Genomic DNA, 25,696 nt, shown 5'->3' with positions numbered 1-25,696 from the left:
GACTTTAGCCTCCTGGATTTGTTTGTTTCCGATAATCGGATGGTGTCATGCCGTATCTCTTGCGGAATACGGCATGCAAATAATTGCTGGTGGAGAAACCTGTTGCTTTGGCGATCTCTTCAATCGACTTGACGCCTTCGGAGAGCTCGCGGCATACGGCCTCTAACCTGATGTCCTCAAGAACGCGGCTAAACGTATGGGCTTCGTCACTCATCTCCTTGAATAAACGTTGCAGTTGACGAGCGCTCAGTCGTTGCTTCTCCGCTACTTCCTCCAGTGACAACGGACCGCTGTAATTCGCTTGCATAAATTCGATGGCAAGCTGATAACGGTACGCCTTCATGTCTTTGGTCGGGAGATGTCTTGTCTCATTTACTGTATCATAGGCACGGACGGAACGCAGCAAAATTTGGATGACATTTTGTTTGATGGTCGTATAGCTTCCTGAGTAATAATCATTACAGGCCTCGTAAGCATTCAAGAAGCATCGCATTGCATCATGCGCGTCGATTGCAGGGAACAAGGGAAGTTCGATCAGCTTCTTGACGCAGGATCGCGCTTCGGCCCATTCCCAGTCTTCTTCTTCATCGCCCGTCTGTGTTCTCTCCACAATATCGATATGCAGGCAGAGTTCATCCATACCCTCACGATCGCCAGCCTCTTGATAATGCATCACGCCTGGACCGGTCAAATAAAATTGCCCGGGTCTCAATGAATATTCTTGATCCACCAATATGACCTTGCCCTTGCCCCGCGGGATAAAATGAAATTCGAACTCCGCATGTTTGTGGAAAGCGACAGCCCTGCCGGCCGGAAAATAAGTCAAATGAAATCGCAGCACGTGAATATCATAGGGTCCCCATTGGAATCTCAGATCCAGACGCTCAAGCGCATCGGGCCGTTCGCTCATGATGGAGTAAGGAAAAACCGTTGCCACTTCGAACTAGCCTTCCAATTCGTTCAGCTTGACAGAACGTCCTTGTGCCGCGGAACGTCCGGCGGCTTCCATCAATATCGTCAGCTCTCTCGCCAAGGCAATGTTCTCTTCGGCCGTCGTGCCGTTCTGAATATGTTCGACCCATTGCTCGAACGCGCTCGAACGATTCGCAGGGATCGTTACCGATGCCCAAGCCTCGTCGTCATTAGAGCGAACTAGCAGCAAGCTCTCAGGTGTTCCATATAATAAGGATCCTTTGGTGCCATGGATTTCGATCGTGAATGGCGAGTGCGGATTAACAAAGCCGGCCTCCACAATACCAATAGCGCCGCCAGCGCCGCGAAGAATTGCTACTGCATTGTCTTCAACCTCGCGTCCCGTCACATAACCGAATTGTGCGGATACTTCGGTAGGCAGCTCACCAAGGAAGAGGCGAGTCAAATACATCGGATGACAGCCCAAATCGATTAAGGCACCGCCTGCACATTGCTCCAGGTTATAGAAGTGTTCTGGCAGCCAGTTGGCAATAGCGCCGCCATGGGACAATCTGACGCGAACCTGCGTAATTTGACCCAATGTTTCTTTCTCGAGCAGCTCGCGAATCGCGAGCGTATATCCATCATTAAGGCGAGGCAGCGATACTGTCAGCTTCAATTCATTGGATTGAACCGCTTCCAGAATTTGATTCACCTCAACAAGTGTTGGTGCGATAACCTTCTCTGTGAAAATATGTTTGCCTGCAGCAGCTGCAGCTAGCATGACTTCTGCGTGGCGATTCGTTGGCGCGTCTACGATGACCGCATCGATGTCGCTTGCAAGCATCTCGTTAAGGTCAGCATAGAACGGTACGTCCAGTTTATCGGCCGCTTCGCGTCCCCGTTGTTCATCCTCGTCCCATACTGCCGCGATGACAGTGTCCGGATGTTCTTGTGTCTGTTTGGTATAGTCCCAGGCATGTACGTGCCAATAACTGATTTTGCCGATTCTCAACATTTCATCTGCTCCTTTGGGATGACCGATTCTATCTATGGAATACATGCGAATTTGTGACAACAGAATAAATCTAACATATTTATTTGACCAATATAAGTGTTAATTAGCGACTTTAAGGGTTTAAAATTGCGACATTGATTTTCGATACTCTCTAGGAGATATCGCAGCAACCTTTTTAAAGGTTTTGCCGAAATGAGAAAAGTTTTCAAATCCCACCCTTTCTGCAATGGCGGAAATCGATAGCTCCGTCTCGCGTAGGAGGCGTTGTGCTTCCTTGATCCGCGTCAGCACGACATAGTCGGTGAATACGAAACCTGTTACCTCTTTGAACATGCGGCTGAGATAATGCGAGCTGATAAAAAAACGATCGGACAGCTCCGCGAGCCGCAGCGGTTCATCGTAGTGTGCATTAATGTAGCGGACAATCTCGGAAATTTTGGCATGGAGGGGCGAGACGTGATGGAACGGTTCCGGTTGGTGTTTGGCCGCATAACGGCCGCATAGCAGCAGGAGGGACGCAGCAGCATGACGGATCGCCATGGGATAACCAGCCTCTCGGCTCTCGGCTTCTTGTTTCATTGTCCGGATAGCGGATTCGGCAATCAGGCTCTCAGAGCGCGGGAGACGTAGAACGCGCATATCCGCTTCGAACAATCGGGCGAACATCGTTTTCAGATCCCCTCCTAGCCCGCGGAACCATTCGTCTGAGCAATGAATAATGACACGCTCATGCTTAGATTCGCCCGCTTGCATAGTACGATGAAACATTTCCTTCCCGATAAAGACAAGATCTCCTTGTTCAATGGAATACGAACGGTCCTCGATAAAATAGACGCGGCTGCCTGACAAGAGGTAATAGATTTCGTAATAAGGGTGATAGTGATCGATATCCATCGTATAAGGCTCCGTACGTTTCACATATTCGACGTAGAGATCAGCTGGAGTGCCGTAATGAATCATCGATGAAGAAGAAGTCGTCAAGATATTCCTCCTATAATAAAGCATGATTTGCGTGGTTTATTGTGATTTACGCATTATTTGACAAGAATTATATCATTAATATGCTATAAAATGAATATATGAAAGCGTATGCGAAATTTGGGAGGTAATTGAGATGAATAAAAAGAAATACGTGCTTGTCGGTACAGGCGGACGTGCTGAATTTTTTTATGGAGCGATTGCAAGAGACTACCGGGATACATCGGAGCTTGTAGGTTTCTGCGATATCAATCAAACCCGGATGGACTACGCGAATAAGCTGCTGAAATCCAAATACGAATATGAGGAAGTACGGACGTACACGGCAGATCGTTTTGACCAAATGATCGAGATTGAGCGGCCGGATGCGGTGATCGTAACAAGCGTGGACCGGACGCATCATACGTATATTATCCGTGCAATGGAGCTCGGCTGCGATGTGATCACAGAGAAACCGATGACCGTCGATGCGAACAAATGCCAGGAGATTGTAGACGCAGTCGAGCGAACAGGTCGCAATGTACGCGTAACGTTCAATTACCGATATGCACCGCACCATACGAAAGCCAAAGAGCTCATCGCATCAGGCGCCATCGGGAAGGTAACCTCCGTACACTTCGAGTGGCTGCTGAATACGCAGCACGGAGCGGACTACTTCCGCAGATGGCATCGCAACAAAAACAACAGCGGCGGACTGCTTGTTCATAAGTCGACGCATCACTTCGATCTCGTTAATTTCTGGATCGGCTCCGAGCCGGAATCCGTATTCGCATATGGCGACTTGTTGTTCTATGGTCGCGAGAATGCGGAGGGACGCGGCGAGACGAAGTTCTACGAGCGTGCTACTGGGAATGAAAACGCAAAGGATGACCCATTCGCGCTGCATCTGGATGGGAACGATCATTTGAAGGCGATGTATCTTGACGCCGAGCATGAGGACGGCTATCGTCGTGATCAGAGCGTCTTCGGAGACGGCATTAATATCGAGGACACGATGGGCGTTTTGGTCAAATACAAAAACAATGCAATCCTGACGTATTCGCTTAACGCGTATATGCCATGGGAAGGATATCGTATCGCCTTTAACGGCACAAAGGGACGTATCGAAATGAGCATCATCGAACAATCCTATGTAAACTCCGGCGGTGATAAGGCGCTCGAAGGAGCGGTAATCGGCAAGACCCTGAACGTATTCCCGATGTTCGGTACGCCTTATACGGTTGAAGTGGAAGAAGGAAAAGGCGGACATGGCGGCGGTGATCCAGTATTGCTTAATGACTTGTTCGGTGTACCGAAGGAGGATCCGTTCCGTCGCGCAGCCAACCATGTAGATGGAGCGAAGTCGATTCTGACGGGTATTGCGGCTAACCGTTCCATTCAGACTGGGCTCGCGGTCGCGGTAGACACGCTGGTGAACATCGAACAATCCTAAGAGGAGGAAAGATCTTGAAGCCATTCCTGGACGAAAACTTTCTGCTAGCAAACGAAACGGCGATCCGGCTTTATCATGACTATGCCAAAGATATGCCGATCATTGACTATCATTGCCATTTGAGCCCACAACAAATATATGACAATACCAGCTTTTCCACCATTACTGAAGCATGGCTCTATGGCGATCATTACAAATGGCGGGCGATGCGCGCGAACGGGGTAGAGGAGCATCTGGTGACGGGCGGCGACGGCGCCACGGATTACGACCGCTTCTTGGCTTGGGCGGGGACTGTCCCGCAGACGATCGGCAATCCGCTGTATCATTGGTCGCATCTCGAGCTGCGGCGCTTCTTCGGCGTAGAAGAGCTTATCAATGAAACGAATGCGCCTATTATTTGGGAGAAGGTCAATGCGAAGCTTGCAACTGGACAATTCAAAGCGCGCGATTTGATCCGTATTTCCGGTGTCGAAGTCATCTGTACGACTGACGATCCAATCGATTCGCTAGAATATCATCGCCAGATCAAGGAGCTGGAGGATTTTGATACATTAGTCCTGCCTTCGTTCCGTCCAGATAAAGCGCTGGAGATCAACCGTCAGACCTTTCTTGGCTGGATAGAGGCGCTTGGGCAAGTAACAGGCGGCGCTATTACGGATTATGCGGCACTTCTGTCGGCGCTTGAATCGCGGATTCGTTTCTTCCACGAAGTGGGCTGCCGCGTATCGGATCATGCATTTGACTATGTGCCTTATGCACAAACCACGCAAGAAGAGGCAGCTGCGATCTTCTCGAAGGCGCTTCGCGGCGAAACCGTTACGCTGGATGAGGAGAAGGAGTATAAGACGTTTACGTTCCTCTTTATGGGCAGACTGTACGCAGAGCTCGGCTGGGCGATGCAGCTTCATATCAATGCATCTAGGAACAATAATAGCCGTATGTTCGGCAAGCTTGGACCGGATACTGGTTACGATTCCATCGGCGACAGTCCGGTAGCGGGTCCGCTGACAAGTCTGCTTAATGCGCTTGACGGCAGTGATTCATTGCCTCGTACGATTCTTTATTCGTTGAATGCCCGGGACAATGAAGTCATTGCGGCGCTTATGGGCAGCTTCCAGGGAGGCGGCGTGCCAGGCAAGCTGCAGCTCGGCTCGGCTTGGTGGTTCAACGATACCAAAAACGGTATGCTGGAGCAGATGAACTCGCTTGCGAACTTCGGTTTGCTGAGCCGGTTTGTCGGGATGTTGACCGATTCCCGCAGCTTCCTTTCGTATACGCGTCACGAATATTTCCGCCGACTGTTATGCAATCTGTTAGGCGAATGGGCGGAGAACGGCGAAGCGCCGAACGATCTCGAGCTGCTTGGCTCCATTGTCGAGAATATATCGTATCGCAACGCGAAGCAGTATTTTGGTTTCTGAATGACAAGATAGGTATGCCACATATCTTTACTTGAAAACAGCGTCTTCCGATAGAACGTCCTTTAGGACGGACTTCGGAAGACGCTGTTGGTATACCTAAGCATTTGCGGAACAGCTACATTGGCGGCGATGCAGAACCATTCTCCTTGCGCGAGCACTTTGCCTACCAAATAAAAAGCGAAGCCTCCTATAAGCTCAAAGGCTATAAATTCCTTCCACTTCCATGCGGGTACAACTAAGATTACATATTCGTCATACCTCGCAAGCCCCATTCTCCGCCTCATGATCGCGGTGTGCCCCCTCCTCTGCCGACTATTACCGTAATTATCGTATGCAGAGGGACAACTCGTGAATGCTATTCAATTTCAAGCAGTGCCTTGGTTAAGATAGAAGCCATCTCTTCGATATGCCACCGTTCTGTAACAAGCGGTGGCATTAATCGGATCGTCGATCCGCCTGTAACATTAATAAGCAGACCCAGCTCGAGACAACGGGAAACCAGCTTTGGCGCCATTCCCTCTGGCAGGTCAAAGGCGACGAGCAATCCTAGACCCCGCGCGTTACGCAGCAGTCCGCGTGCTTCAAGTGAGCGGAGAATGCCTAACAAATAGTCGCCTAGTCGTGCTGCGTTACCTGTTAAGCCGCGGTCGAGCAGCTCGCGAACGACGGCATAACCAGCGGCCATGCCGAGCGGCTGGCCGATATAAGTGCCGCCTTGATCGCCAGGCTCGAAGAGATCGAATTTGTCAGTAGCGAGCGCAGCGGATAGCGGATAACCGCCGCCGATTGCTTTGCCCAGCGTCATAATATCGGGTTTAATACCGAAATGTTCATAGGCGAATAGCTTGCCCGTGCGTCCCAGTCCAGTCTGAACTTCGTCAAAGATAAGGGCAATGCCGTACATATCGCAAATTTTGCGTATTCCGAATAGGTAAGCCTCGTCGACGGCATGAACGCCGCCTTCGCCCTGAACGAGCTCCAACATGATTGCACAGGTCCGATTGGAGACAGCGGCGAAACATGCGTCGAGATCCCCCAGCGGGACATGAATAAAGCCGGGCACTTTCGGTTCGAATAGGGATTCCCATTGCGACTTGCCCGTTGCGGACATCATGGCCAGTGTTCGTCCATGGAAGCTGTTGTTTAATGTAATGATTTCGTATGCGCCATCCAAATGGATCGCACCGTGTTTACGAGCGAGCTTAACTGCACATTCGTTCGCTTCGGCACCTGTGCTGGCGAAAAATACTTTATCCATCCCGCTAATATCGGTTAACAACTCGGCAAATCGAATCATCGGCTCATTATAATAGGCGGGACTAGCGAGCACCAGCTTGCTGGATTGCTCCGCGAGAGCTTGCCGAAGCACCTCCGGACTATGGCCTAGTGCGTTAACCGCCCATCCGCCAACGAAATCGAGGTAGGTTCTTCCTTCCGCATCTTTTATATACATGCCTTGTCCGGATTCCATTACAACTGCCGGACGATTGGCGGTAAATAACAAATGTTGGCGTGCTGTCCGGAGAAGCGTGTTTGTCTTACTGCCTGCCGCTAACGTTGTGGACGATAAAACTTGTTTCACAATGGTTACCTCCCTGTACATGCTATGCATGCTGGACTTGGGTGTTGTAGTGCTTGAAGTTGTAGCTGCTTTGTGTTTCGCTCAGTTGTTGCCTTAGTTTCTTATAGTGTATAAATATACACTTATAGTTATAAATATTCAATTGATTCATAGAAAATTTATTTCTGTTGTGCTTCAACACGAGAAAACAGACCTCAGACTCCACGGTTTGGTGGAATTTGAGGTCTGTTTGATAGGATTAAAAATTTGATTTTGATTAGATTAACCTTCAAAAACAAATGTAACGTCGTCCGTAATTGTCCAAGAGCCGACAGGGATGACTTCGTATTCGACGCCGGTCACGAGCTTGCCGCCATTCTGGAGTTCAAATGTGCCTTCGACACCTTTGCGTGTCTGAACTTTGTATTGTGCAGTCAAAGTGGATCCGTCGGAGCCGTTTAACTGGATGGAGCGGTATGCGAACAGCTCATCTCCTGGATCAACGTCGAGCTTGACGGATAGCGTCGTCTCGTTCACAGCATCAACTGCTGCAATCGTTAGCGGCTCGAATGCGGATGCAACAAAGGATGCATGCTCGATATCGAACCAATCCGATGTCAATTCATAACGGACACCAGGTTGCAGCGTCGTACCTTGCGGCAAACGGAATTTGGGCTCTTGTTTTCCGTCTGTAGATTGCGTGAATCCGACATACGAAACCTCGATCGGCGCGCCGCCAGCTGGTGTCAAAGTCGCTTTGCGCGTAGCCAGGGATGAAATAATCGTGACTGGCTTGCCGTTTAGGCGGTTAGCTTCATCAAGGATAGCTGCGTTAGCGCCTCTGCCGCCGGCGTATGCGGAGATGATGTAGCCATAGTCGATGACGCCTTCCTCGCGGAGGGAACTCGCTTCTATTGTATCGGCTGTAACTTGGCGAACTTCACGAAGCGGGATTCGCACGTCGCTTGCTGTTATGTCGAAGGTTTGTCCTTTGTAATCCAACGAATACGCGGCGTCCTTCATCGTCTGCACGGGTACGATATACGTTGCGTAGGATCCGGTCTTCAGCCGCGGTTGGTTCACGAGCTGGAGGCTCCCGCTGAACTTGAAGTTAGCGGAGGCTGCCGCCGTGGTTTCGTCATCGATTGTTAGCGGCGCGTCAAACTGGACTTCAAACGTCATGATGTTAAGGGCTTTGATCGATACGATCCGGGCATTCTCGGAACGGATCGACTGCTCGGCAGTGGCTAACAATTCGGCCGTATCGCCGCGTGTTACACCACCTGCGCCGCTGATGGACAGTTGTTCCATCCAATAAGCAATAGACTTGGCATCGCGTTGCAACGCTTTGGCGATCATCGATGTCATCGTCTGAATGTCTGCCGGCGCATTGGGAGATGCGTTGTCCGAAGCCGCAAGGAGTCCGTGCCCAATCGCCAATGTCATATAGGCGTCGTACCAATTGCGACCTGTCGATTGCGAAGAGGGTTCGTTATCGAGCTCGAGCGCCAGCAATACCATTTTGATCAGCTCAGCGTTCGTGACGAGATTGTTTGGACGAATGTCGTTATTCCCATAACCCTGAAGGACGCCTTTGTCGACGAGATGCGCGATTGCATTAGCTTGGGACATGGGGAGGGAAGCGACAGCCGTGGTCTGCAGGCTTGACTGAGCGAGTAGAGCATTGGCAGATGTCGTGATTGGGGCAGTAGTTGCAGCATGTGCAGCAGCCGGCAATGCTCCCCCGCTAAGCATAGCGGCAAGAAGTGCGATCGCAATGGCTTTTTGGCCGGGAGCTAGCTTGGAAGGTCTAGTGTGTTTATGGGTAAGGCTATTCTGTACGTTTTTCTGTTCTGTCATGTTCGTTACCTCCTGAGCTTTGTGGTGGACGATAGCTACATGAACAGCATAATCCTCGTTTCTAAACGGGTGGATAATAAAAGATAAACATTTTATAAACAGGCAGTAAACAATATGCAAATAAGTTGGTTGGAGGGAGACTGTCTAAACATTAAACCGGTAACCGGCGCCCCACACCGTTTCGATGAATTGCGGATTGGACGGGTCCGCTTCAATTTTCTCGCGGATGCGGGAGATATGGACGGTCACCGTGGCGATATCTCCATTCGCGTCGAACCCCCAAATCCGCTCGAACAACTCATCCTTGCCGAACACGCGATTGGGATTGGATGCAAGGAATAGGAGGACGTCATACTCCCTTGCTGTCATCAAAATCTCTCGTTCGCGCACGAACACCCGGCGTGCAGCTTTGTGAATGGACAGCTCACGAATGGCGATACGTTCCGTATTCGGCGTTCCCGCGCCGCCGCCTGTGAACCGTTCATAACGAGCCAGATGAGCCTTCGCTCGAGCGACCAGCTCGTTGGGACTGAAGGGCTTCGTAACAAAGTCGTCCGCACCAAGCCCGAAGCCACGTATCTTGTCGATTTCCTCTTTCTTGGCAGAAACGATCAGAAGGGGGATATCCAGCTTGTCGCGGATTTGTTTGCAGATGTCAAAGCCGTCCATGCCAGGCAACTGCAAATCAATGATGACTAACGAAAAAGTACCGGTTAGCGCTTGTGCCAAACCTTCGTTGCCATCACCGGATATCGAAACGTCGAAGTCGTGAAGCTGGAAGTAATCCCGTTGCAGCTCTGCGATATAAACATCGTCCTCAATGATTAATATTCGTTTCATGCCTGAGCGCTCCTCGTTGATGGATAATTATCTAGGGGGAGCTCCAGAATAAGAACAGTCCCCGCGCCTAGCTCAGATTCGGCCTTGATCGTGCCACCATGACCCTCCATAATTCCTCTTGCGATTGCAAGCCCAAGTCCGCTTCCCTGCGTGCCCAGACTTCTTGAAGCTTCTCCTCGATAAAATCTTTCGAAAATATGGGGAAGCGTCTCCGCGTCAATCCCAGGGCCGTTGTCCCGAACAGTGACAACAGCATATCCATTTCGTTCATCCATGCCTATGGTAAGTACTTTAGGATGTTCTTTCATAAATTTTAAGCCGTTATCCACCAAGTTAATGATGACCCGGCGAAGCTTCTCGCGATCGGCAAGAACGATTAGCGGACGGTTAGATGACGTTTCCCATATGAGGTCGACGTTATGTCGTTCCAGCTCAATGGTCATTTCGCCTAAAGTATGATTAAGGAATGCAATGAGCTCGGTTTTCTCGAACGAATAGGGTTCCTTGTTCATGTCCAGCTTCGAGAAGTAGAGCAGCTCATCTACCAGTCGCTCCATGTCTGAAGCTCTTGTATGAATGGCGCCCACATAACGTTGTAGCTTCTCCTCCGTATTCGTAACGCCATCGCGAATCCCTTCGGCATACCCTTTGATCGTCGTGATCGGCGTCCGGAGATCATGTGAGATGTTGGAGATAAGTCCTTTGCGGTTTTCTTCGTATCTGAGCTGAAGCTGAATGGATTCATTCAACCGCTCTCGCATGGCCTCGAAGCTCATGACAAGCTGTCCGACTTCATCTCCTGATTGTGGTTTAAGCTCATATGATAAGTTGCCCTCTTTAATCAATTCGGCAGACCGCCTTAGCTCGTCGAGCGGCTTGACGATCATACGCGTCACGTACCGATATAGCAGCAAACCCGTCAGAAGGAGCACTGCGACAAACACGACGATCAGAATCGGCAGCAGCGTCCGTACGATCTCAGCGAAGGGACTGCGTTCGCGAAGGACATAGATGCTTCCCTTGCCGTCTGGAGGCGTATCGGGAAACACGAAGTCGAACTTAGCATAGGAGAAGAAGCGGCTCCCCAAATTCATCGTGTTGCGAATGGAGTAATTACCCATCTCATAAGAGGGGAGCAGCGATGATAGCTTTTCCTCGGCAAGGGTTGGCGTGGCATATACGATGCGGTCATTCTCCCGGACGACCAGGCTGGCTTGTACCATTTTGAGCTGGATGTCGTAGCTCTCCAGCAGTTCCGCGCTGCGGAGCTGGGCAGGGTCGTGCTTGGCTAAATATTTGAGTTCCAGGAAGATGTTCTCCTCCTCGTCGGACAAGGGATGGAGCGAATAATGGATGCGATAAAAGCTGCTAATGCTGCGAAAATCTCCAGTGACGGCTACCGATAGCAGATAAGCGGCACTGACGAACAAGATGACTGAAACGATGACGACAGCAGAAAAAGACAGCAGCAATCGGAATCGGATGGACATTGGCGGTAAACCTCCTTGGCAGAGGATGGGTTTAATAGGTGCGAGAGTATCGTTTTGTTCGCCATTGTCGCATAGAAGCTTCTCAGATGCAACAATGTAGGGGGATAAGGATGGAATGATAGGCCGATACCTAGTCGAGTATGCGAAATAATAAGCCCCACAGACCATTCATCTGTGGGGCTTAACTTTCTACTTGCGAGTATAAACGAGAGGGTTGAGATGGCTTGCAGCAAGGTCACCTGCACGAAGCCCAGGGAACCATTGCTCCATATCGTGTTCCTGGGCTTTACTTGCAGGCTTGGAGATACGTTCACCATCTGCATAATAGATAACGGTCATGACTTTACGCATGTGATCGGTAGGATTGCCTGGGGCGCTGTGAATGGTCCATCCTGCATGGAACGTTGCATCGCCTGCAGCCATTGCACCGTAGTTAACCTGCTGTATGCCGCGTGCCTCAATGAACTGGCCTAGAGTGCGATGCGACTCGTCCGATATTTCTTGCCTGCTTACGTAGCCGAGCTTATGGGTGCCGGAAGCGAAATTCATCGTACCAACCTCTGCCGAAATCGGGACCAGCGGCATCCACATCGTAATGGTGTTATTCGTGTCGAGCGGCCAATAGATTTGATCTTGATGCCATGGCGTATGGCCGCCTCCGGGCTCCTTGAACAAAGCTTGGTCATGATAGATTCGCACGCTGTCTACGCCCATGAGGTCTGCTGCGATTTTCGCGAACCTCCGAGCCGTTACGAACTTCCGCACCTCTTCGCTCTTTGTCCATACGTTTCCGATTTGGATGAATGCCTTCCCATACGTATCACGTTCCGAAACCGGCTTGTTTTGATAGTTGAGCTTCATCACCCAATCCGTTATATGATTTTCAAATTCTTGTATCGCAGGTTGACTAACCAAGTTTGTCAAAAAGATATGACCATCCTCTCCGAATTTCTGTATCTGATCTTCTGTCAACGTATAGTCAAGCGAAAGCTCATTTTGATTATTTGTCATGTCTAATCCCGCCTTATCCAATTTATTTGGTTGCTGTGCTCACTTAACTATACGATAATACAGGTATATTTGGCTTTGTCATGAACAACTGTAAAGTTGTCAAAAAGTACTGGAGTAGAAGCGAGGTTATGATGGAGAAATTAGAAAAATGGCTTAGGCAGCATCCTATCGTGCCATACATTCGAGAAAGTGACTTGGCGGTACGTCATCCGTGGAGGATGCCTATTCGACGCTTGTTGGACTATTTGATCATTTACATTCAAGAGGGTGAATGTTTATTTGTGGTAGATGGAGAGGAGATTCTCTTCGGCGCGGGCGAAGTGGCAATTATTCAACCGAACAGTCTACATACGTTGGAAGGCATGACAGCAACGATTACTCCATATGCTCATCTCGACCTGTTCTATCAGGAAACCAGGGAGCAAAGTTTTCCGACCCGTGCCGGGCAAGTAGATCTCGAGCCGTATTCCCACTTGATCCAGCCTAGATTGGACGAAATTCTAGGCGTATCCATACCGGTTAAGATTCCTAATAATCTTGCTCTTCGTTTGCGCGATCCCTTTTTAAAGGCGGTCGAATGCTGGTCCAATCATACTCCGCTCATGGAGCTGAGAGCGCAACATGCAATGACTGAGGTCTGTCTCCATCTCTTACACCATTACATCGGTGACATCGAAGAGCCGCAAACGCAGGCTCAGACGCTTAACTGGATAACCTCATATTTCTCCTACCGCTTGAATGAGCCGATTTCTGTGCCCGATATGGCACGGAGAGCGAACTTGTCCATTTCTCGATTTCATACACTGTTCAAAAGGTATTACCATATGACGCCGCACCAGTATTTGCTTGATATGCGTATTCAGCATGCCTGCGAGCTCCTTAGGGGGACGGAGTACACATTGGAGCAAATCGCCTTCTATTGCGGCTTCGCGGATATTCATCACTTCTCGAAGGCGTTCAAAAACAAGATAAGAGCTTCTCCCGGCCGTTATCGCTCGGCTAAGTAAGCATGCCAAAAAGCGGCAGACGCCCCTTGGCTTCCATGATGTCGATTTCGCCGGATGCCGGCCAATGTCCGTAGGCCTGCTCCTGCGGCAGCAACCAGATGGCGGGCCAGATGTCGTCGCCTACTGGCAGCTTGGCGCGCACGATCAGCTTGCCGTACGTAAACGACATGTGATCCTTCGTGTCGATCCTCGCCGAAGTGTAAGCAAAGTTTCTACCGTCAGCCAGACGGATCGTCTCCCGGAGAGCGCAAAGATTAAACTCATTGCTGTCGATAGTGGATTTTCAATCCGTAAAAACCGTTTCTGAATTTTCATTCATATGTGCAGTATAATAGCTTAGTTTCTTATCCTCAGATTCTTTCAAATTACCATGCGTGTATAAAAAACAGTTTCACTCTTCATATACCCTCACTTCTTCTGCGTGTCATCGTAGTACTGTGCACTACTCCAAAGAAAATAAAGATAAAAACTGTGACCCGATCAAATAATAAAAAACTGTACCTTTTTATTTATCTGAATGAGGTTTAACATAAGTACAATTAATTTATTTTCTGAAGGAGATGGTTGTTATCTTTACAGGTCTGTCTGCATTTCCGCTAACTCCAATGAATGAGACTGGAGTAGATGAAATGACTCTCATACAGTTGTTCAAACGTCTAACTCAAGCGAAAGTAGATTCCATTGGAGTTTTGGGATCAACTGGTAATTATATTTATCTCAACAGAGAAGAACGTCTGCGTGTTGCTCAACTCTCAATTGAGCATGCCGAAGGAATACCAACAATCATTGGGATTAGTGCTTTACGTACACGAGATGTTCTCCAGTTAGCCGAAGATGCTCAAAAGGCAGGGGCGAATGCTGTACTCTTAGCACCTGTTTCCTATCAACAACTAACCGAAGACGAAGTGTTCTCCCTATATGAGACTGTAACAAGCTCTCTTTCAGTACCTTTATGTGTCTATGATAACCCTGGTACCTATTTAGCCCCCAAATGAACTTGGACAGTAAACCCCTTATTCCGATACAATGAAATCAGTCGGAGGGGAAAGCAATGGAGAGAAGAAGGTTTGATCTGAATTTCAAGAAGATGGTTGTAGCAAAAGGGAAAGAAATTGGTAATATGACCGCTGCTGCACGGCAGCATGAAATCGATCCGAAGATGGTACTACGCTGGGCGAGACAGCTTGAGCGTAAAGATCTTGATCAACTAGACGATACAGCTTTGAAGCAGCCAACGTTCATTCCCTCAGCAGCCGACTTCGCTGCCCTAGAGAAGGAACATGAGAAACTCAAGAAGCTTTATGCAGAGCAGGCGCTAGAGAGGGAGATCCTCCGTGACCTGTTAAAAAAAACGAACCCGCACTTGCGGATAAAATAGCGATTGCGCAGAAATATATCTGCCAGGGGCATTCGATCAGCCTTGTGCTGCGCTTTGTGGGAGTAGAGCGATCCACTTACTATACACATGTGGTTCGAACAAATCAGCAACCTGAACAATACCATAGGAGCGGTCGCCCCGCACCTGGATACTCATATACGCAAGACAACAAACGAATCAGTGACGAGCAAATCTGTGAATGGATCATGGAGTTATTAGCCGATGAGTATACGTCCGTTTATGGCTACCGTAAGCTGACAAAGCTGTTAAAACGCCAGCACGGACTTGTCATCAACAAGAAGAAAGTCTACCGACTGTGCAAGAAGATGAATGTGCTGCGGCCTCAGCGAGCGCTGAAAGTCAAGTACCCTAAGAGGCTGGCGAACAATAGAACGATTACCGGTTCCAATCAGTTGTGGGAGACGGATATTAAGTATGGTTGGATTTCAGGTGAACAGCGTTTCTTCTTTCTCATGAGCATCATCGATGTGTTCGACCGAGCCATCGTTACGTATCACCTCGGTTTGTCCTGCGAAGCCAAAGACCTTGTCCAGATCACGCAAGAGGCGCTCATGAAGCGCCAACTCTTTGGCAAGGCGAGTGGGCCAGTCATACGATCAGACAATGGACCACAGTTCATAAGCCATCGATTTGCGGAGGCCTGCGAACAATTCAAGATTATTCACGAGCGCATACCACCGAAGACTCCGAATAAAAATGCGCATATCGAATCTTTCCATGCCATTCTAGAATCCGAATGCTATCAGCGATACGAATTTGAAAGCTATCAACATGCCTATGAAGTCGTGACCGGCTTTATCCACAACTACAACCATGATCGCATTCATGGCAGCATCTACGATATGTCACCCTACGAATATATGGATGCAATTAAGCTTGGCATTGCAAAGCCTAAGGAAATCAAAGTGTGAGTCGATGAATAACGAAAATCGAAGCAACCCTAAGCAATTCTATGCAATCAATCGAATAAGAGGTGCACTGTCCATTATTCGGGGGTTAAACCGGTACAACCAATTTCCGATTCAGTGATAATTTACACGGGCGAATTGCGCAATTACAAAATGTTCAGTCCATAAAACTACCAGGAACTCCAGATGCGGACTCTGCTAAAAAGAGAGTAGAAAGTCTACGTGCTCAAATACCGACAGATGTTACATTAGGAATTAGTGGCGATCCGTATGGTACCATTGGCTTAAATGCTGGCTGCGATGCTTGGTATTCTGCACTAGGTGGTCTATTTCCTGAAATATGTTTAAAAATAACCCGTCTAGCGCTTGCTGGGCGTTCAGTCGAAGCCGAGACACAATCAGACTATTTGGAGCCTCTTTGGAAGTTGTTTCAAAAACATGGTAGTTTGCGCGTCGTTGCTACAATTGCGGAGATACTTGACCTGACCAACAATCCGAGTCTCCCCTTGCCGCTAAAAAGTTTAGATGGTGACGCTCGACAAGAATTAGGAAGTATCCTTAATAAATTGCAGCTCGAATTTCCAATAAGCTAAAGTTTGTTACTAAAGTTGTCTTATCGTCAGACGCAATGACAACCCTCCTCTGCCTGCTAAGTGCCCGCTGACCTAACAAGTTAGTGGGTTATTGGCACTTCCACCTATTTCGCAATATGGATCTGATGTTCGTTATCATCGTACTGTGCAATAATCGCCATGACTCTCGATACAAAATTCATTAAGCTAAATGGCAGATTATTGGAATATGTTGTATAATGATCGAACCTGAAAATAACCTTTAAGGGGGCTGGAAATGCGCTTATTGTCTGTTTTCTTACTGGTACTTTTTTTAGCTGGTTGTACTCATGATAAGTTTCCTTATCCAGAACTTTTACCAACACAGGATGGAAAATATTCAATACTATATATACGGGAAGAAGGTGACGGTTCACTAAAAGAACCCGATTTTCTTTCAGAGCCGGATATTCAAGGTATCCTGTCTAATGCAACTCTGACATCTTCAAGCAAAACAAACATAAAAGAAATATACCCAAAGCTTAACCTCGAAACTGTACCAATCGTTGTAATAATGGATAACAATGAGGTCTTACTGAAAACAAGCGATCTTCATAAAGCACAACAGTTTTTGACCTCATTTGCCAAAAAGTAGCCGAAGTATATGTGTTTGATAGCACATATACAAAAGGTTCTTGTACGAAAGAAAGATGATATCATTCCGCTATCGGGAGTTCAATTCACCGCCATATGAAAGAGGCGGTTTTTTTATTCCTCTCCGTCGCAATATGATTCGATTGCGTCAGCTCGTCGAACAGTTCACCACTTCATTAATAGAGCAATAAAAGGTTCGCTGTTCCAGAATCTATTCACGATTTCTTGAAGAGCTACCATGTATTTTCTGGTTTAGTCCTGAAAAACTCGACTATCGAGAGATACGATTTCGATATCGTCATAGTCGTACAGATCTTCGTCCCAATCAGTTCCTTGTACCATTCGATTGCTTCCTCAAGGGTGTATGCCATAGCCGAAAAACGCGGACATCCTTCAATCCTATTTCATCAACAACCCGTAATTCTTCCATTCTTCATCTCCCTTTCAAATTCGCTATATGGTTCTGATGTTCGTTATCGTCGGACTGAGCGGAGTTTACCTGAATGGTGACCAAGACTTGAAATTAGCAACCTATTCAAGAAAGTGTTCGTCTGATTATATCGAGGTGATATTAATGACGAAAATGAATAGTTTCATCATAATGTTAGTTTTAGTAGTGAGCATGATTTTTGCAGGCTGTACAAAGGCAAATACTGAGTCTGAACCCATACACACTGAACCAACTTCGACGAATACTTTTACAAATGAACAATCAGATTCAAACAGTAATAAAAATCAATCTGATTTAGTCGGTTCCTTTAAGGTAGAAACCTTAGGTTCCGATACTAAAATAACTTATACTTTCAAAAATCAAAGCGAAAAAATAGTGACTGTTATTGGCGGAGCAAGATATAAGTTGTTGAAAGACAACAAGGTAGTAGACGAAGGTGGGGTTCCAATAAAAGACTACATAGATTTGGAGCCTGGTCAAGACTATACAGATTTAAAGACATTTTCGAAATTGGAGCCTGGCTCATACTCAATACATGTGGATTGGAACAAAACCATTGTTTCTACTGAATTTGTTCAAAACTAAAAATCGTTAAGCTAAGGGTGAACTTTAGTCTAATAAACAGCGGCAGTCTACGACTTTATTTCCAAGTCTGTGACTGCCGCCATTTTATTTAGGGAGCCAGTCTACGACTTTATTTTGCTCGAACAACAAACACTTTTTTTCTCTTTTTAAGTTTGAAAATGTGTGATATTATAAAAAACGAACGAAAACATACATTATCGATACGTAATCACTGCGGTGTGTTTGTATCGAACGAACCTTGAGGAGGCAATTATTAATGGATATTCGTCATACGACTAACCCTACAGATGTGAAGCAATATGATACGGAGAGACTGCGTCAGGAGTTCCTGATCGAAAGTCTGTTCGTGCCTGGCGAGCTTAAGATGACTTATACGCACTACGATCGTATGATTGTTGGCGGCGCTCAACCGGCTGGCGAAGAGCTTAAGCTGGAAGCGGGATCGGATCTGCGTACCGATTATTTCTTGGAGCGTCGCGAGATCGGTTTCCTGAGTATTGGCGGACCAGCGATCATTACGGTAGAGGGCGAAGCTTACGAGCTGGATAAGCTCGATGTGCTGTATGTAGGCAAAGGCAAACAAAACGTAACAATAGCAAGCAAGGATTCTTCGAACCCGGCGAAGCTGTACTTCTGTTCCGCACTGGCGCATGCTGAGCTGCCTACGCGCAAGATGACGCGTGAAGAAGCGAACCCGACTAACCTGGGCAGTCAAGAAACATCCAATGAACGTGTACTGTACAAATACATTCATGCCGATGGCATTCAAAGCTGCCAGTTGATGCTGGGTGTAACGAGCCTGCAGACAGGCAGTGTCTGGAACACGATGCCGTCCCATGTGCATGACCGCCGCATGGAAGCTTATCTGTACTTCGATATGGCTCCAGAAACACGTATCTTCCATATGATGGGTGAGCCATCCCAGACGCGTCATCTGGTCGTGTCGAACGAGCAAGCGATTATCTCGCCTCCTTGGTCGATTCACTCCGGAGTTGGTACAAGCAACTACACGTTCTGCTGGTCGATGGCAGGCGAGAACTACACATTTACAGATATGGATGTTGTCCCTGCCAGCGGGCTGAAGTAGAATAGCTCCATGAAGCATTAATGGAGGAGGACTACCATGCTAGCGGCAGAACGCCATCGGAAAATAATCGAGAAACTAGGCGACAACGGCGCCGTCAAGGTGTCGGAGCTAAGCGAGTTGTTCTCTGTCACGGAGAAGACGATTCGCGAGGATCTGGAGAAGCTTGAGGAGAAAGGTCTTCTCAAGCGGACACACGGCGGAGCGGTGCTCGAGCAAGGCGGCGAAGACAGCCTGCTGCCGCTCCAATTCCCTAATGCGAAGCATCAAGCGGAGAAAGCGGCAATCGCTGCGCTCGCCCTTGACTGTATCGAGCCGAACGACATTATCGCACTCGATGCAGGCAGCTCGACACTGGAGCTGGCAAGACAGCTCCCCAATATCCCGCTTACGGTTCTGACAAACGATCTGCTTATTATCAGGGAACTTACGATGAAGGATGCGATCCGACTTGTAGTGCCAGGTGGCTATCGGCATAACAATCTGCTGATCGGCGGCGAATCGCAGGAGTGGATTAACCGGCTTAACGTTCACAAGCTGTTTCTGTCGACAACGGGCATTCATCCCGAGTACGGACTGACCATCTTCACCGAAGAACTGGCCAAGCTCAAGCGATTATATATGGACAATGCCAAACAATCGTATGTATTAGCTGATCACAGCAAGTTCGACAGAGGCGCGCTTATTACATATGCGTCGTTAGATGACATACATTGCATGATTACGGATAACGGAATTTCTCCCGAGGTGGAGGCTAAATATACATCGCTTGGTTTGACCATCATGAAGGCGGAAATCTCGCCAAGCGGAAGGAAAACGAAAGGGAAGGTGTAGGGATGGGTTACTTCGATCTAACAGGCAAAAAAGCAATCGTAACCGGTGCCGGCCGCGGTCTCGGCGAAGCTATTGCGCTTGGCCTTGCCAAGGCAGGAGCCGATGTGGCGCTGGTTACGAACCGGACGCCTGCGGACAAGTCCGCCGCTGCAATAGCCGAGATGGGACGCAAAGCGATCACGATTCAGGCAGACGTGGCGGATCGCTCCAAGCTTCCGGGCATCGTGGAGCGTACGGTAGACGAGCTCGGCGGCGTTGATATTTTGGTCAACAATGCGGGCATCATTCGCAGAACGCCGGCAGTTGATCACAGCTATGATGATTGGCAGGACGTATTGGACGTCAACCTCAATTCGGTATTCGTCCTCTGCCAGCTTGCTGGCAGACATATGATACAGCAAGGCTCCGGCAAAATCATCAATATCGCATCCATGCTCTCCTATCAGGGCGGTATCACCGTGCCTGGTTACGCGTCGAGCAAACACGCCGTAGCTGGTCTTACGAAGGCGCTAGCCAACGAGTGGGCCGCTAAAGGGCTTCAAGTCAACGCCATCGCGCCGGGCTATATGAGCACGGACAATACAGAAGCGCTGCGCGAGGATCCTGTTCGCAGCACGCAAATTCTGCAGCGTATTCCAGCCGGACGCTGGGGCACATCCGAGGATCTGGTCGGACCGGCCGTGTTCCTGTCCTCGCAGGCTTCCGATTACATGAACGGACACATCCTTGCCGTCGATGGCGGTTGGTTGGTTCGATAATCGGATAACACCGGTTAACACATCAAAAAAACCAAGCGGAGTTCTGCTTGGTTTTTTTGGTGTACCGATTATTATTTAACTCAACTTTCGCAGCTTGAAATTGGCAAATAAGCCTTGATGTAGCTAGGTAAATCGGCAATCCAATTCTGGAGTTGACGATGAATCAGTTTTGAGATTCTCTTTCCTGCCTTTGCAGCAATTTCGTTCATCATTTCAACCAGTTGTTGAAGCGCAACCACCCAATCCATCGTGCCCACTTCGTCGCACAACAAATAGAACAGACCTCCAATGGTTCGTTGGTCTGTGCTCTGGCGATGCTGCCAGGCAAGTAAGATGTAACGAGCGAATACGATCGTTGTGTGGCTAATGAGCAGATCATAAGATCGGCCTTGAAACTCCTTTTGCAGTCGCAGCAAGGATTTGGCGCACTTAAAAAAGACTTCAATTTCCCAACGCATTCTGTAAATCCGAATGATGTCCGAAGCAGATAACGTAAGATCGGTAGAGAGGATCGCCAGCCATTCCTTCTTCTTGGATCGATGACGAACGAATACAACAGTGACCGGAATCCCCGGGGCTAGTTCTGTTCGAATCTGGCGAAGGATGTTTCGGTTCTTCCCTTCGATACGTGCCGCCATTGCATAGAGCGAATCCAGGCAAAGGCGTTTCCCATCCACCAGATATCGCTTTTTATCATTTTTGACCATGCCAATGACGTCGAGCTTGCGATCACGCATCTCTTGAATCAGCGGCGCGTGAGTGAACCAGCTATCCATGAGCACATAAGATGCAGACATACCGGCAGCAATAGCGCGATCTAGCATGAATGTGATGTTTACAGGAGCACTTTGCATCGCTTCTTTTCGACGCTTGTAACCGGACGAGCGTTTATCGATTCCGTCCGCAATCCCATTAATGCTAGAGTTGTTCGAGCTAAGAAGCGAGAAGTCAACCGGAACGAAGGAGTGTCCATCCGTCCAGCCCATGGTTAGCAGGCGAAAACCCTTGTAGTACGCCCCAGTGGCATGATCTTTGAAGCGTGCTAGCATCTCGACAGCCTTGCTTCGGTTACGTTCAAACATCGAGTCGTCAAAGATGAACGCTGTCTCGCGTGCGTCAGAGGTTAGGTTCTCCATTCGATGAACGGTCTCGCGACTCAGTAGCGTTAAAAAGCGGCGCCAAGCATATCCGCTGTGATTGAGAAAGCGATACACCGCATCTTTACCCGGATAATTCGTACCTCTATGGCTCTCGAGTAGACGAAACCAGTTCTTCTGTTGAAACAGCAGCACAAAAATGATTCGGAATAATGTCGCACAGGTGAAGCCGAATTTCTTCTTAAAGCCCGCGTTATTCAGATGCTTGACCACTTTAAGTTCCTGAAAAGCTGATTTTATCTCGTTTGGTAGTTGATCGAATGGCTGATTTTGCTCTATCATAGAGAAGACACCTCTTCTGTGTGGTAGTGATTGGTCGCACTTTCACTTTACCAAACAAAGCGGTGTTTTTCTATTTTCAAGCCAGGTATCTCATACGCCCCAAATATAGATGACGTATGGGCTTAAGCTGATTTATTAGGTGCGAAAGTTGAGTATTTAACTTGTTGTTTGGATCTTTTTTTCTTGATTCTGGCCACAAAATACACGATAAATACAATGAAAATAAGAGTGGAAAATACAACGTTAGCAATCGAAACCGTATGCCCCGTTACCCAATCCATAATCAGAGCGCCTCCAGAACTTATTGCCAACAAGATACCAATCATGATCCAGGCTCGTGAATTCAAGAAACAGTTCCTCCAAAGATAGGTGAGTTTAATCAAATTAATTCATTGAGATTGTATCTTACCTCAATGTGAGAAGCAAGCGAGAACAAAGACCAAAAAGCTCTCCATAAGGTGCGTGCCTTAGGCCACTCCAACGGCTTCATTATCGGACAAACAAAGATTGAGAAATCGTAAAGGAGGATTTAGCACGCAATTTTTTTTCGGTAATTACTATTCACATTTGCGTTGTTATAAATTTTTCCATAATGTAGATTAGAGATATAGGAATAAAGAACTATTAGGTAATCGAGTGGAAGAGAGCGGTGTGCGAAGCAGGACTAGATCTAGATTTGCAACGATTTCGCAGAAAAAGAATCGGAAAAGAGTTTCGGGAGTTTCAGAACAGATATCGAAGCTTGGTTGAGATAGCAGAATCGAGTTGCAGTGAATTATTGCAAGGGACAACATTGTCTGCAATTTTTATGGTAACGGCAGAAGATGGTACAGTCATCTCAACTAGCGGACGTTAAAATTTATATAGCACACCAAAATTGGATATAAGTAATCCATTTTTGGTGTGCTAATGAGGTGATATGGTGCTAAATATAATTTCAATTATTGATATAGTCCCAATACTGTTTATATTCAAATATGTATATGACTCCAGAAAATTTAAAAAAATTGCCTTAGATAATGAGATGGTTTCTTTATTCGGTGGAGGAAGTATGCTTAGTAGAAAATCAATTTTAATTTTTCTGCTATTTGTGGTTACATCATTTACAACTTTGCTCTTACAATGGTTAAGTATTATTCCAATGATACCAAGGCCGTTCATGATCTTTGGATTTATAACAACATTATCAATTTTATTTTTCAGTTTCAGCAATAGTGTTTATATTGGAAAAGAATTATTACTGGTTGGTAATAAAATGTATGTGAGAAACCAAGTCAAAAATATTGATTGTATCAATAACAAAAACGAGAAATTTCCTATACACTGCACAATAACAACATACGACAATAAAGTAATTAAATCTTATGTACCGATAAAATCTAGAGATGGATTTATTGTTTATGTAAGTGAAATGATGAAACGAAACTAATTAAATTCATTGTGACTCCTTCTTGTACTGTTTTATTATCAGGTACGCTGGGACGGTGTAGCTCGCAAGGCCACTCTCGCGCAAAGCAAAGGTTTCTTATGGAAGGTGGAAAAGGAAGGAGCGGAGCTGTACCTGCTGGGATCGATTCATGTCGGCAATGAAAATATAAATGAAAATTTGTATCCTATGCGTGCCTCCGGGCTCATTATTCTCTTTACAATTCCCACCGTTTAAGCTATATTCTTCTTCCGACTCTAATAGGAGGATAACGACAAACCCATGGAAAACGGTATTATTCAGTTAAAGGGTATTAACAAAAGCTTTAAGGTCGCCGAACGGACAGCAGGGCTGCTCCCGGCCTTGAAAGCGCTATTTGTGCGGAGGCACCGAATTGTGGAAGCGCTCAAGGACATCTCGTTTACGGTTAAGGAAGGAGAGATCGTCGGGTATATTGGACCGAACGGCGCGGGTAAGTCGACGACGATCAAAGTGATGAGCGGCATCTTGGTGCCGGATGGCGGAACTTGCTCTATCATGGGGTACACGCCATGGAAGGATAGGACCGACTACGTGCGGCACATCGGCGTCGTGTTCGGTCAACGGTCACAGCTATGGTGGGATGTGCCGGTCATCGACTCCTTCGAGCTTCTGCGCGATATCTACCGGATTCCGGATGAGATGTACAAGGAGAATCTCCAGCAATTGACGGAGATGCTCGCCTTGAGCGACTTGCTCGGCATACCGGTCAGGCAGCTTAGTCTCGGCCAGCGGATGCGCTGCGAGATCGCAGCGTCATTGCTCCATAGCCCCAAGCTCTTATTTTTGGACGAACCGACAATTGGTCTAGATGCCGTTAGCAAGCTGGCAGTCAGGCAGTTCATCCGCAGAATCAACCATGAGCGTGGTGTCACCGTTATCCTGACAACGCATGACATGAGCGACATCGAAGCACTTGCGGACCGCATCTTAATGATCGGCAAAGGGACGCTTCTCTACGACGGCTCGCTGGAAGAGCTGCGCGGACGATTCGGTACAGGCAGAACGGTGACGGCCGATTTCCGCACATACGGAGGCAGAGCAGTCGAGATCGAAGGCGCTAGCTTGCTGGAGTGGTCGGAGGAACGTGCTGTGTACAATTTTGATACGGAGCAGGTGGTGCTCGCAGATGTGATCGCACAGCTATCGAAGTCGGTAGAGCTGCTTGATATTTCCGTAGACGCAAAAGACATTGACGAGATGATCGTTCAGCTGTATGAGGAGCATCAGATATGAAGGCATATACATCGATCTGGCGGCTTCGCTTCATTAATGGCATGCAGTACCGCGCAGCGGCGTTTGCAGGCATGGCTACTCAATTATTCTTCGGTTTTATCTTCATCATGATCTTCGCGGCATTCTACAAGAACGGCGGCGATTCAGCCCCGATTTCCCTTCAAGATGTTATTACGTATGTATGGCTCCAACAAATTTTCCTTTCTTTAATCATGTTATGGATCCGGGATAATGAACTTTTTACTCTGATTACAAGCGGCAATATTGCTTATGAGCTGTGCAGACCGCTTGGCTTGTACCCATTCTGGTTCACGAAGCTGATTGCTCAGCGGGTGGCTGGCGCTGTTCTTCGATGTTTTCCACTGCTGCTGGTTGTCTTTCTATTGCCGGAGCCTTATCGGATGGGGGTTCCTCCTGATTGGGGCGCATGTTTATTGTTTCTCATTGCGCTTTTTCTTGGTCTGCTTCTGGTTGTCGCCATCTCCATGCTTATCTATATTTCTGTGTTCTGGACGATGTCGCCGACAGGATCGACATTAATGATTTCGGTTGCGGGCGAGTTTCTTGCAGGTATGATCATTCCCGTACCGCTTATGCCAGATTGGCTTCAGCGGATTGCTTACGCTTTGCCGTTCCGCTGGACGACGGATTTCCCGTTTCGAGTCTATTCCGGCCATATTCCGAAAGCTGAGGCGATCGCCGGGCTGGGGATTCAACTGGTATGGCTGGCTGCACTTGCATTGTTCGGGTATTGGTTAATGCGCCGTGCTTTGCGCAACGTCGTCGTTCAAGGGGGGTAATG

The 25,696-nt window shown here is 47.8% G+C and carries 24 protein-coding genes and 1 pseudogene; 15 read left to right on the top strand and 10 right to left on the bottom strand.

The window, feature by feature from the left end; genetic code table 11:
* Nucleotides 1-4: 4 nt before the first annotated feature.
* From ACX1C1_RS26080 to ACX1C1_RS26070, 3 genes are all read right to left on the bottom strand, one after another.
* Nucleotides 5-910 carry a cupin domain-containing protein gene (locus tag ACX1C1_RS26080; protein WP_458957804.1) on the bottom strand — a complete coding sequence of 302 codons (906 nt, stop codon included), beginning with the start codon at nt 908-910 and terminating at the stop codon, nt 5-7.
* Between the two features lie 33 nt (nt 911-943).
* On the bottom strand, nt 944-1,930 hold the full coding sequence (locus ACX1C1_RS26075) for a Gfo/Idh/MocA family protein (RefSeq protein ID WP_458955023.1): 987 nt from the start codon (nt 1,928-1,930) through the stop codon (nt 944-946).
* A gap of 120 nt (nt 1,931-2,050) precedes the next feature.
* Complete coding sequence (locus tag ACX1C1_RS26070) at nt 2,051-2,911, bottom strand: helix-turn-helix domain-containing protein (protein WP_458955022.1); 861 nt, start codon at nt 2,909-2,911, stop codon at nt 2,051-2,053.
* Between the two features lie 133 nt (nt 2,912-3,044).
* Here ACX1C1_RS26070 and ACX1C1_RS26065 point away from each other — a divergent pair, with 133 nt between their 5' ends.
* Both ACX1C1_RS26065 and uxaC read left to right on the top strand, forming a co-directional pair.
* Nucleotides 3,045-4,340 (top strand): Gfo/Idh/MocA family protein, encoded by a 1,296-nt coding sequence (locus ACX1C1_RS26065; protein ID WP_458955021.1) that lies wholly within the window; start codon nt 3,045-3,047, stop codon nt 4,338-4,340.
* Between the two features lie 14 nt (nt 4,341-4,354).
* Nucleotides 4,355-5,761: a glucuronate isomerase gene (uxaC, locus tag ACX1C1_RS26060; RefSeq protein ID WP_458955020.1), complete on the top strand. Its 1,407-nt coding sequence runs from the start codon at nt 4,355-4,357 to the stop codon at nt 5,759-5,761.
* Between the two features lie 62 nt (nt 5,762-5,823).
* On the opposite strand, the gene ACX1C1_RS26055 is transcribed toward uxaC, so the two are convergent.
* The 6 genes from ACX1C1_RS26055 to ACX1C1_RS26030 all read right to left on the bottom strand — a co-directional run bounded on the left by ACX1C1_RS26055 (nt 5,824) and on the right by ACX1C1_RS26030 (nt 12,523).
* A complete protein-coding gene (locus ACX1C1_RS26055; protein ID WP_458955019.1) occupies nt 5,824-6,045 on the bottom strand; it encodes a hypothetical protein in 222 nt (73 codons plus the stop codon).
* 71 nt (nt 6,046-6,116) lie between these two features.
* Nucleotides 6,117-7,343, bottom strand: a complete 1,227-nt coding sequence (locus tag ACX1C1_RS26050) for an aspartate aminotransferase family protein (RefSeq protein ID WP_458955018.1) — start codon at nt 7,341-7,343, stop codon at nt 6,117-6,119.
* Between the two features lie 261 nt (nt 7,344-7,604).
* Nucleotides 7,605-9,182, bottom strand: coding sequence for an S-layer homology domain-containing protein (locus ACX1C1_RS26045; RefSeq protein ID WP_458955017.1), 1,578 nt, complete (start codon nt 9,180-9,182; stop codon nt 7,605-7,607).
* A 144-nt stretch (nt 9,183-9,326) separates the two neighbouring features.
* The gene (locus ACX1C1_RS26040) at nt 9,327-10,022 is read right to left on the bottom strand and encodes a response regulator transcription factor (protein ID WP_458955016.1); all 696 of its coding nucleotides are present in this window, start codon (nt 10,020-10,022) and stop codon (nt 9,327-9,329) included.
* Entirely contained in the window at nt 10,019-11,512 is a 1,494-nt protein-coding gene (locus tag ACX1C1_RS26035) for a sensor histidine kinase (protein ID WP_458955015.1), read from the bottom strand. The genes ACX1C1_RS26040 and ACX1C1_RS26035 overlap by 4 nt, the downstream gene beginning before the upstream one ends.
* 189 nt (nt 11,513-11,701) lie before the next feature.
* Nucleotides 11,702-12,523 carry a phytanoyl-CoA dioxygenase family protein gene (locus ACX1C1_RS26030; protein ID WP_458955014.1) on the bottom strand — a complete coding sequence of 274 codons (822 nt, stop codon included), beginning with the start codon at nt 12,521-12,523 and terminating at the stop codon, nt 11,702-11,704.
* Between the two features lie 218 nt (nt 12,524-12,741).
* On the opposite strand from ACX1C1_RS26030, the gene ACX1C1_RS26025 reads away from it, so the two are divergent.
* The 11 genes and pseudogenes from ACX1C1_RS26025 (at nt 12,742) to kduD (ending at nt 20,754) form a co-directional block, all read left to right on the top strand.
* Entirely contained in the window at nt 12,742-13,530 is a 789-nt protein-coding gene (locus ACX1C1_RS26025; protein ID WP_458955013.1) for a helix-turn-helix domain-containing protein, read from the top strand.
* A 64-nt stretch (nt 13,531-13,594) separates the two neighbouring features.
* Nucleotides 13,595-13,837, top strand: coding sequence for a hypothetical protein (locus ACX1C1_RS26020; RefSeq protein ID WP_458955012.1), 243 nt, complete (start codon nt 13,595-13,597; stop codon nt 13,835-13,837).
* Nucleotides 13,838-14,099: 262 nt separating this feature from the next.
* Nucleotides 14,100-14,507, top strand: a pseudogene (locus tag ACX1C1_RS26015) (dihydrodipicolinate synthase family protein); the annotation flags it as partial.
* A 74-nt stretch (nt 14,508-14,581) separates the two neighbouring features.
* The gene (locus ACX1C1_RS26010) at nt 14,582-14,908 is read left to right on the top strand and encodes a transposase (protein ID WP_458953847.1); all 327 of its coding nucleotides are present in this window, start codon (nt 14,582-14,584) and stop codon (nt 14,906-14,908) included.
* Nucleotides 14,905-15,840 carry an IS3 family transposase gene (locus tag ACX1C1_RS26005; protein WP_458957576.1) on the top strand — a complete coding sequence of 312 codons (936 nt, stop codon included), beginning with the start codon at nt 14,905-14,907 and terminating at the stop codon, nt 15,838-15,840. The genes ACX1C1_RS26010 and ACX1C1_RS26005 overlap by 4 nt, the downstream gene beginning before the upstream one ends.
* 134 nt (nt 15,841-15,974) lie before the next feature.
* The gene (locus ACX1C1_RS26000; protein WP_458957803.1) at nt 15,975-16,430 is read left to right on the top strand and encodes a dihydrodipicolinate synthase family protein; all 456 of its coding nucleotides are present in this window, start codon (nt 15,975-15,977) and stop codon (nt 16,428-16,430) included.
* Nucleotides 16,431-16,686: 256 nt separating this feature from the next.
* Nucleotides 16,687-17,043: a hypothetical protein gene (locus ACX1C1_RS25995; RefSeq protein ID WP_458955011.1), complete on the top strand. Its 357-nt coding sequence runs from the start codon at nt 16,687-16,689 to the stop codon at nt 17,041-17,043.
* Nucleotides 17,044-17,616: 573 nt separating this feature from the next.
* Entirely contained in the window at nt 17,617-18,078 is a 462-nt protein-coding gene (locus ACX1C1_RS25990; protein ID WP_458955010.1) for a hypothetical protein, read from the top strand.
* A gap of 256 nt (nt 18,079-18,334) precedes the next feature.
* Complete coding sequence (gene kduI, locus ACX1C1_RS25985; RefSeq protein ID WP_458955009.1) at nt 18,335-19,165, top strand: 5-dehydro-4-deoxy-D-glucuronate isomerase; 831 nt, start codon at nt 18,335-18,337, stop codon at nt 19,163-19,165.
* A gap of 36 nt (nt 19,166-19,201) precedes the next feature.
* The gene (locus ACX1C1_RS25980) at nt 19,202-19,996 is read left to right on the top strand and encodes a DeoR/GlpR family DNA-binding transcription regulator (RefSeq protein WP_458955008.1); all 795 of its coding nucleotides are present in this window, start codon (nt 19,202-19,204) and stop codon (nt 19,994-19,996) included.
* Between the two features lie 2 nt (nt 19,997-19,998).
* Nucleotides 19,999-20,754: a 2-dehydro-3-deoxy-D-gluconate 5-dehydrogenase KduD gene (gene kduD / locus ACX1C1_RS25975; protein WP_458955007.1), complete on the top strand. Its 756-nt coding sequence runs from the start codon at nt 19,999-20,001 to the stop codon at nt 20,752-20,754.
* Nucleotides 20,755-20,834: 80 nt separating this feature from the next.
* Here kduD and ACX1C1_RS25970 read toward each other — a convergent pair whose 3' ends face one another.
* Complete coding sequence (locus ACX1C1_RS25970; RefSeq protein WP_458954257.1) at nt 20,835-22,193, bottom strand: IS4 family transposase; 1,359 nt, start codon at nt 22,191-22,193, stop codon at nt 20,835-20,837.
* A 1,708-nt stretch (nt 22,194-23,901) separates the two neighbouring features.
* On the opposite strand from ACX1C1_RS25970, the gene ACX1C1_RS25965 reads away from it, so the two are divergent.
* Entirely contained in the window at nt 23,902-24,894 is a 993-nt protein-coding gene (locus tag ACX1C1_RS25965) for an ABC transporter ATP-binding protein (RefSeq protein WP_458955006.1), read from the top strand.
* The gene (locus ACX1C1_RS25960; RefSeq protein WP_458955005.1) at nt 24,891-25,694 is read left to right on the top strand and encodes an ABC transporter permease; all 804 of its coding nucleotides are present in this window, start codon (nt 24,891-24,893) and stop codon (nt 25,692-25,694) included. The genes ACX1C1_RS25965 and ACX1C1_RS25960 overlap by 4 nt, the downstream gene beginning before the upstream one ends.
* The last annotated feature ends 2 nt before the right edge of the window (nt 25,695-25,696 follow it).

The sequence above is a fragment of the Paenibacillus sp. strain BS8-2 genome (assembly GCF_054483835.1).
The sequence above is the reverse complement of the archived record's forward strand: the minus strand, read 5'-3'. Positions and strand labels throughout refer to the sequence as shown.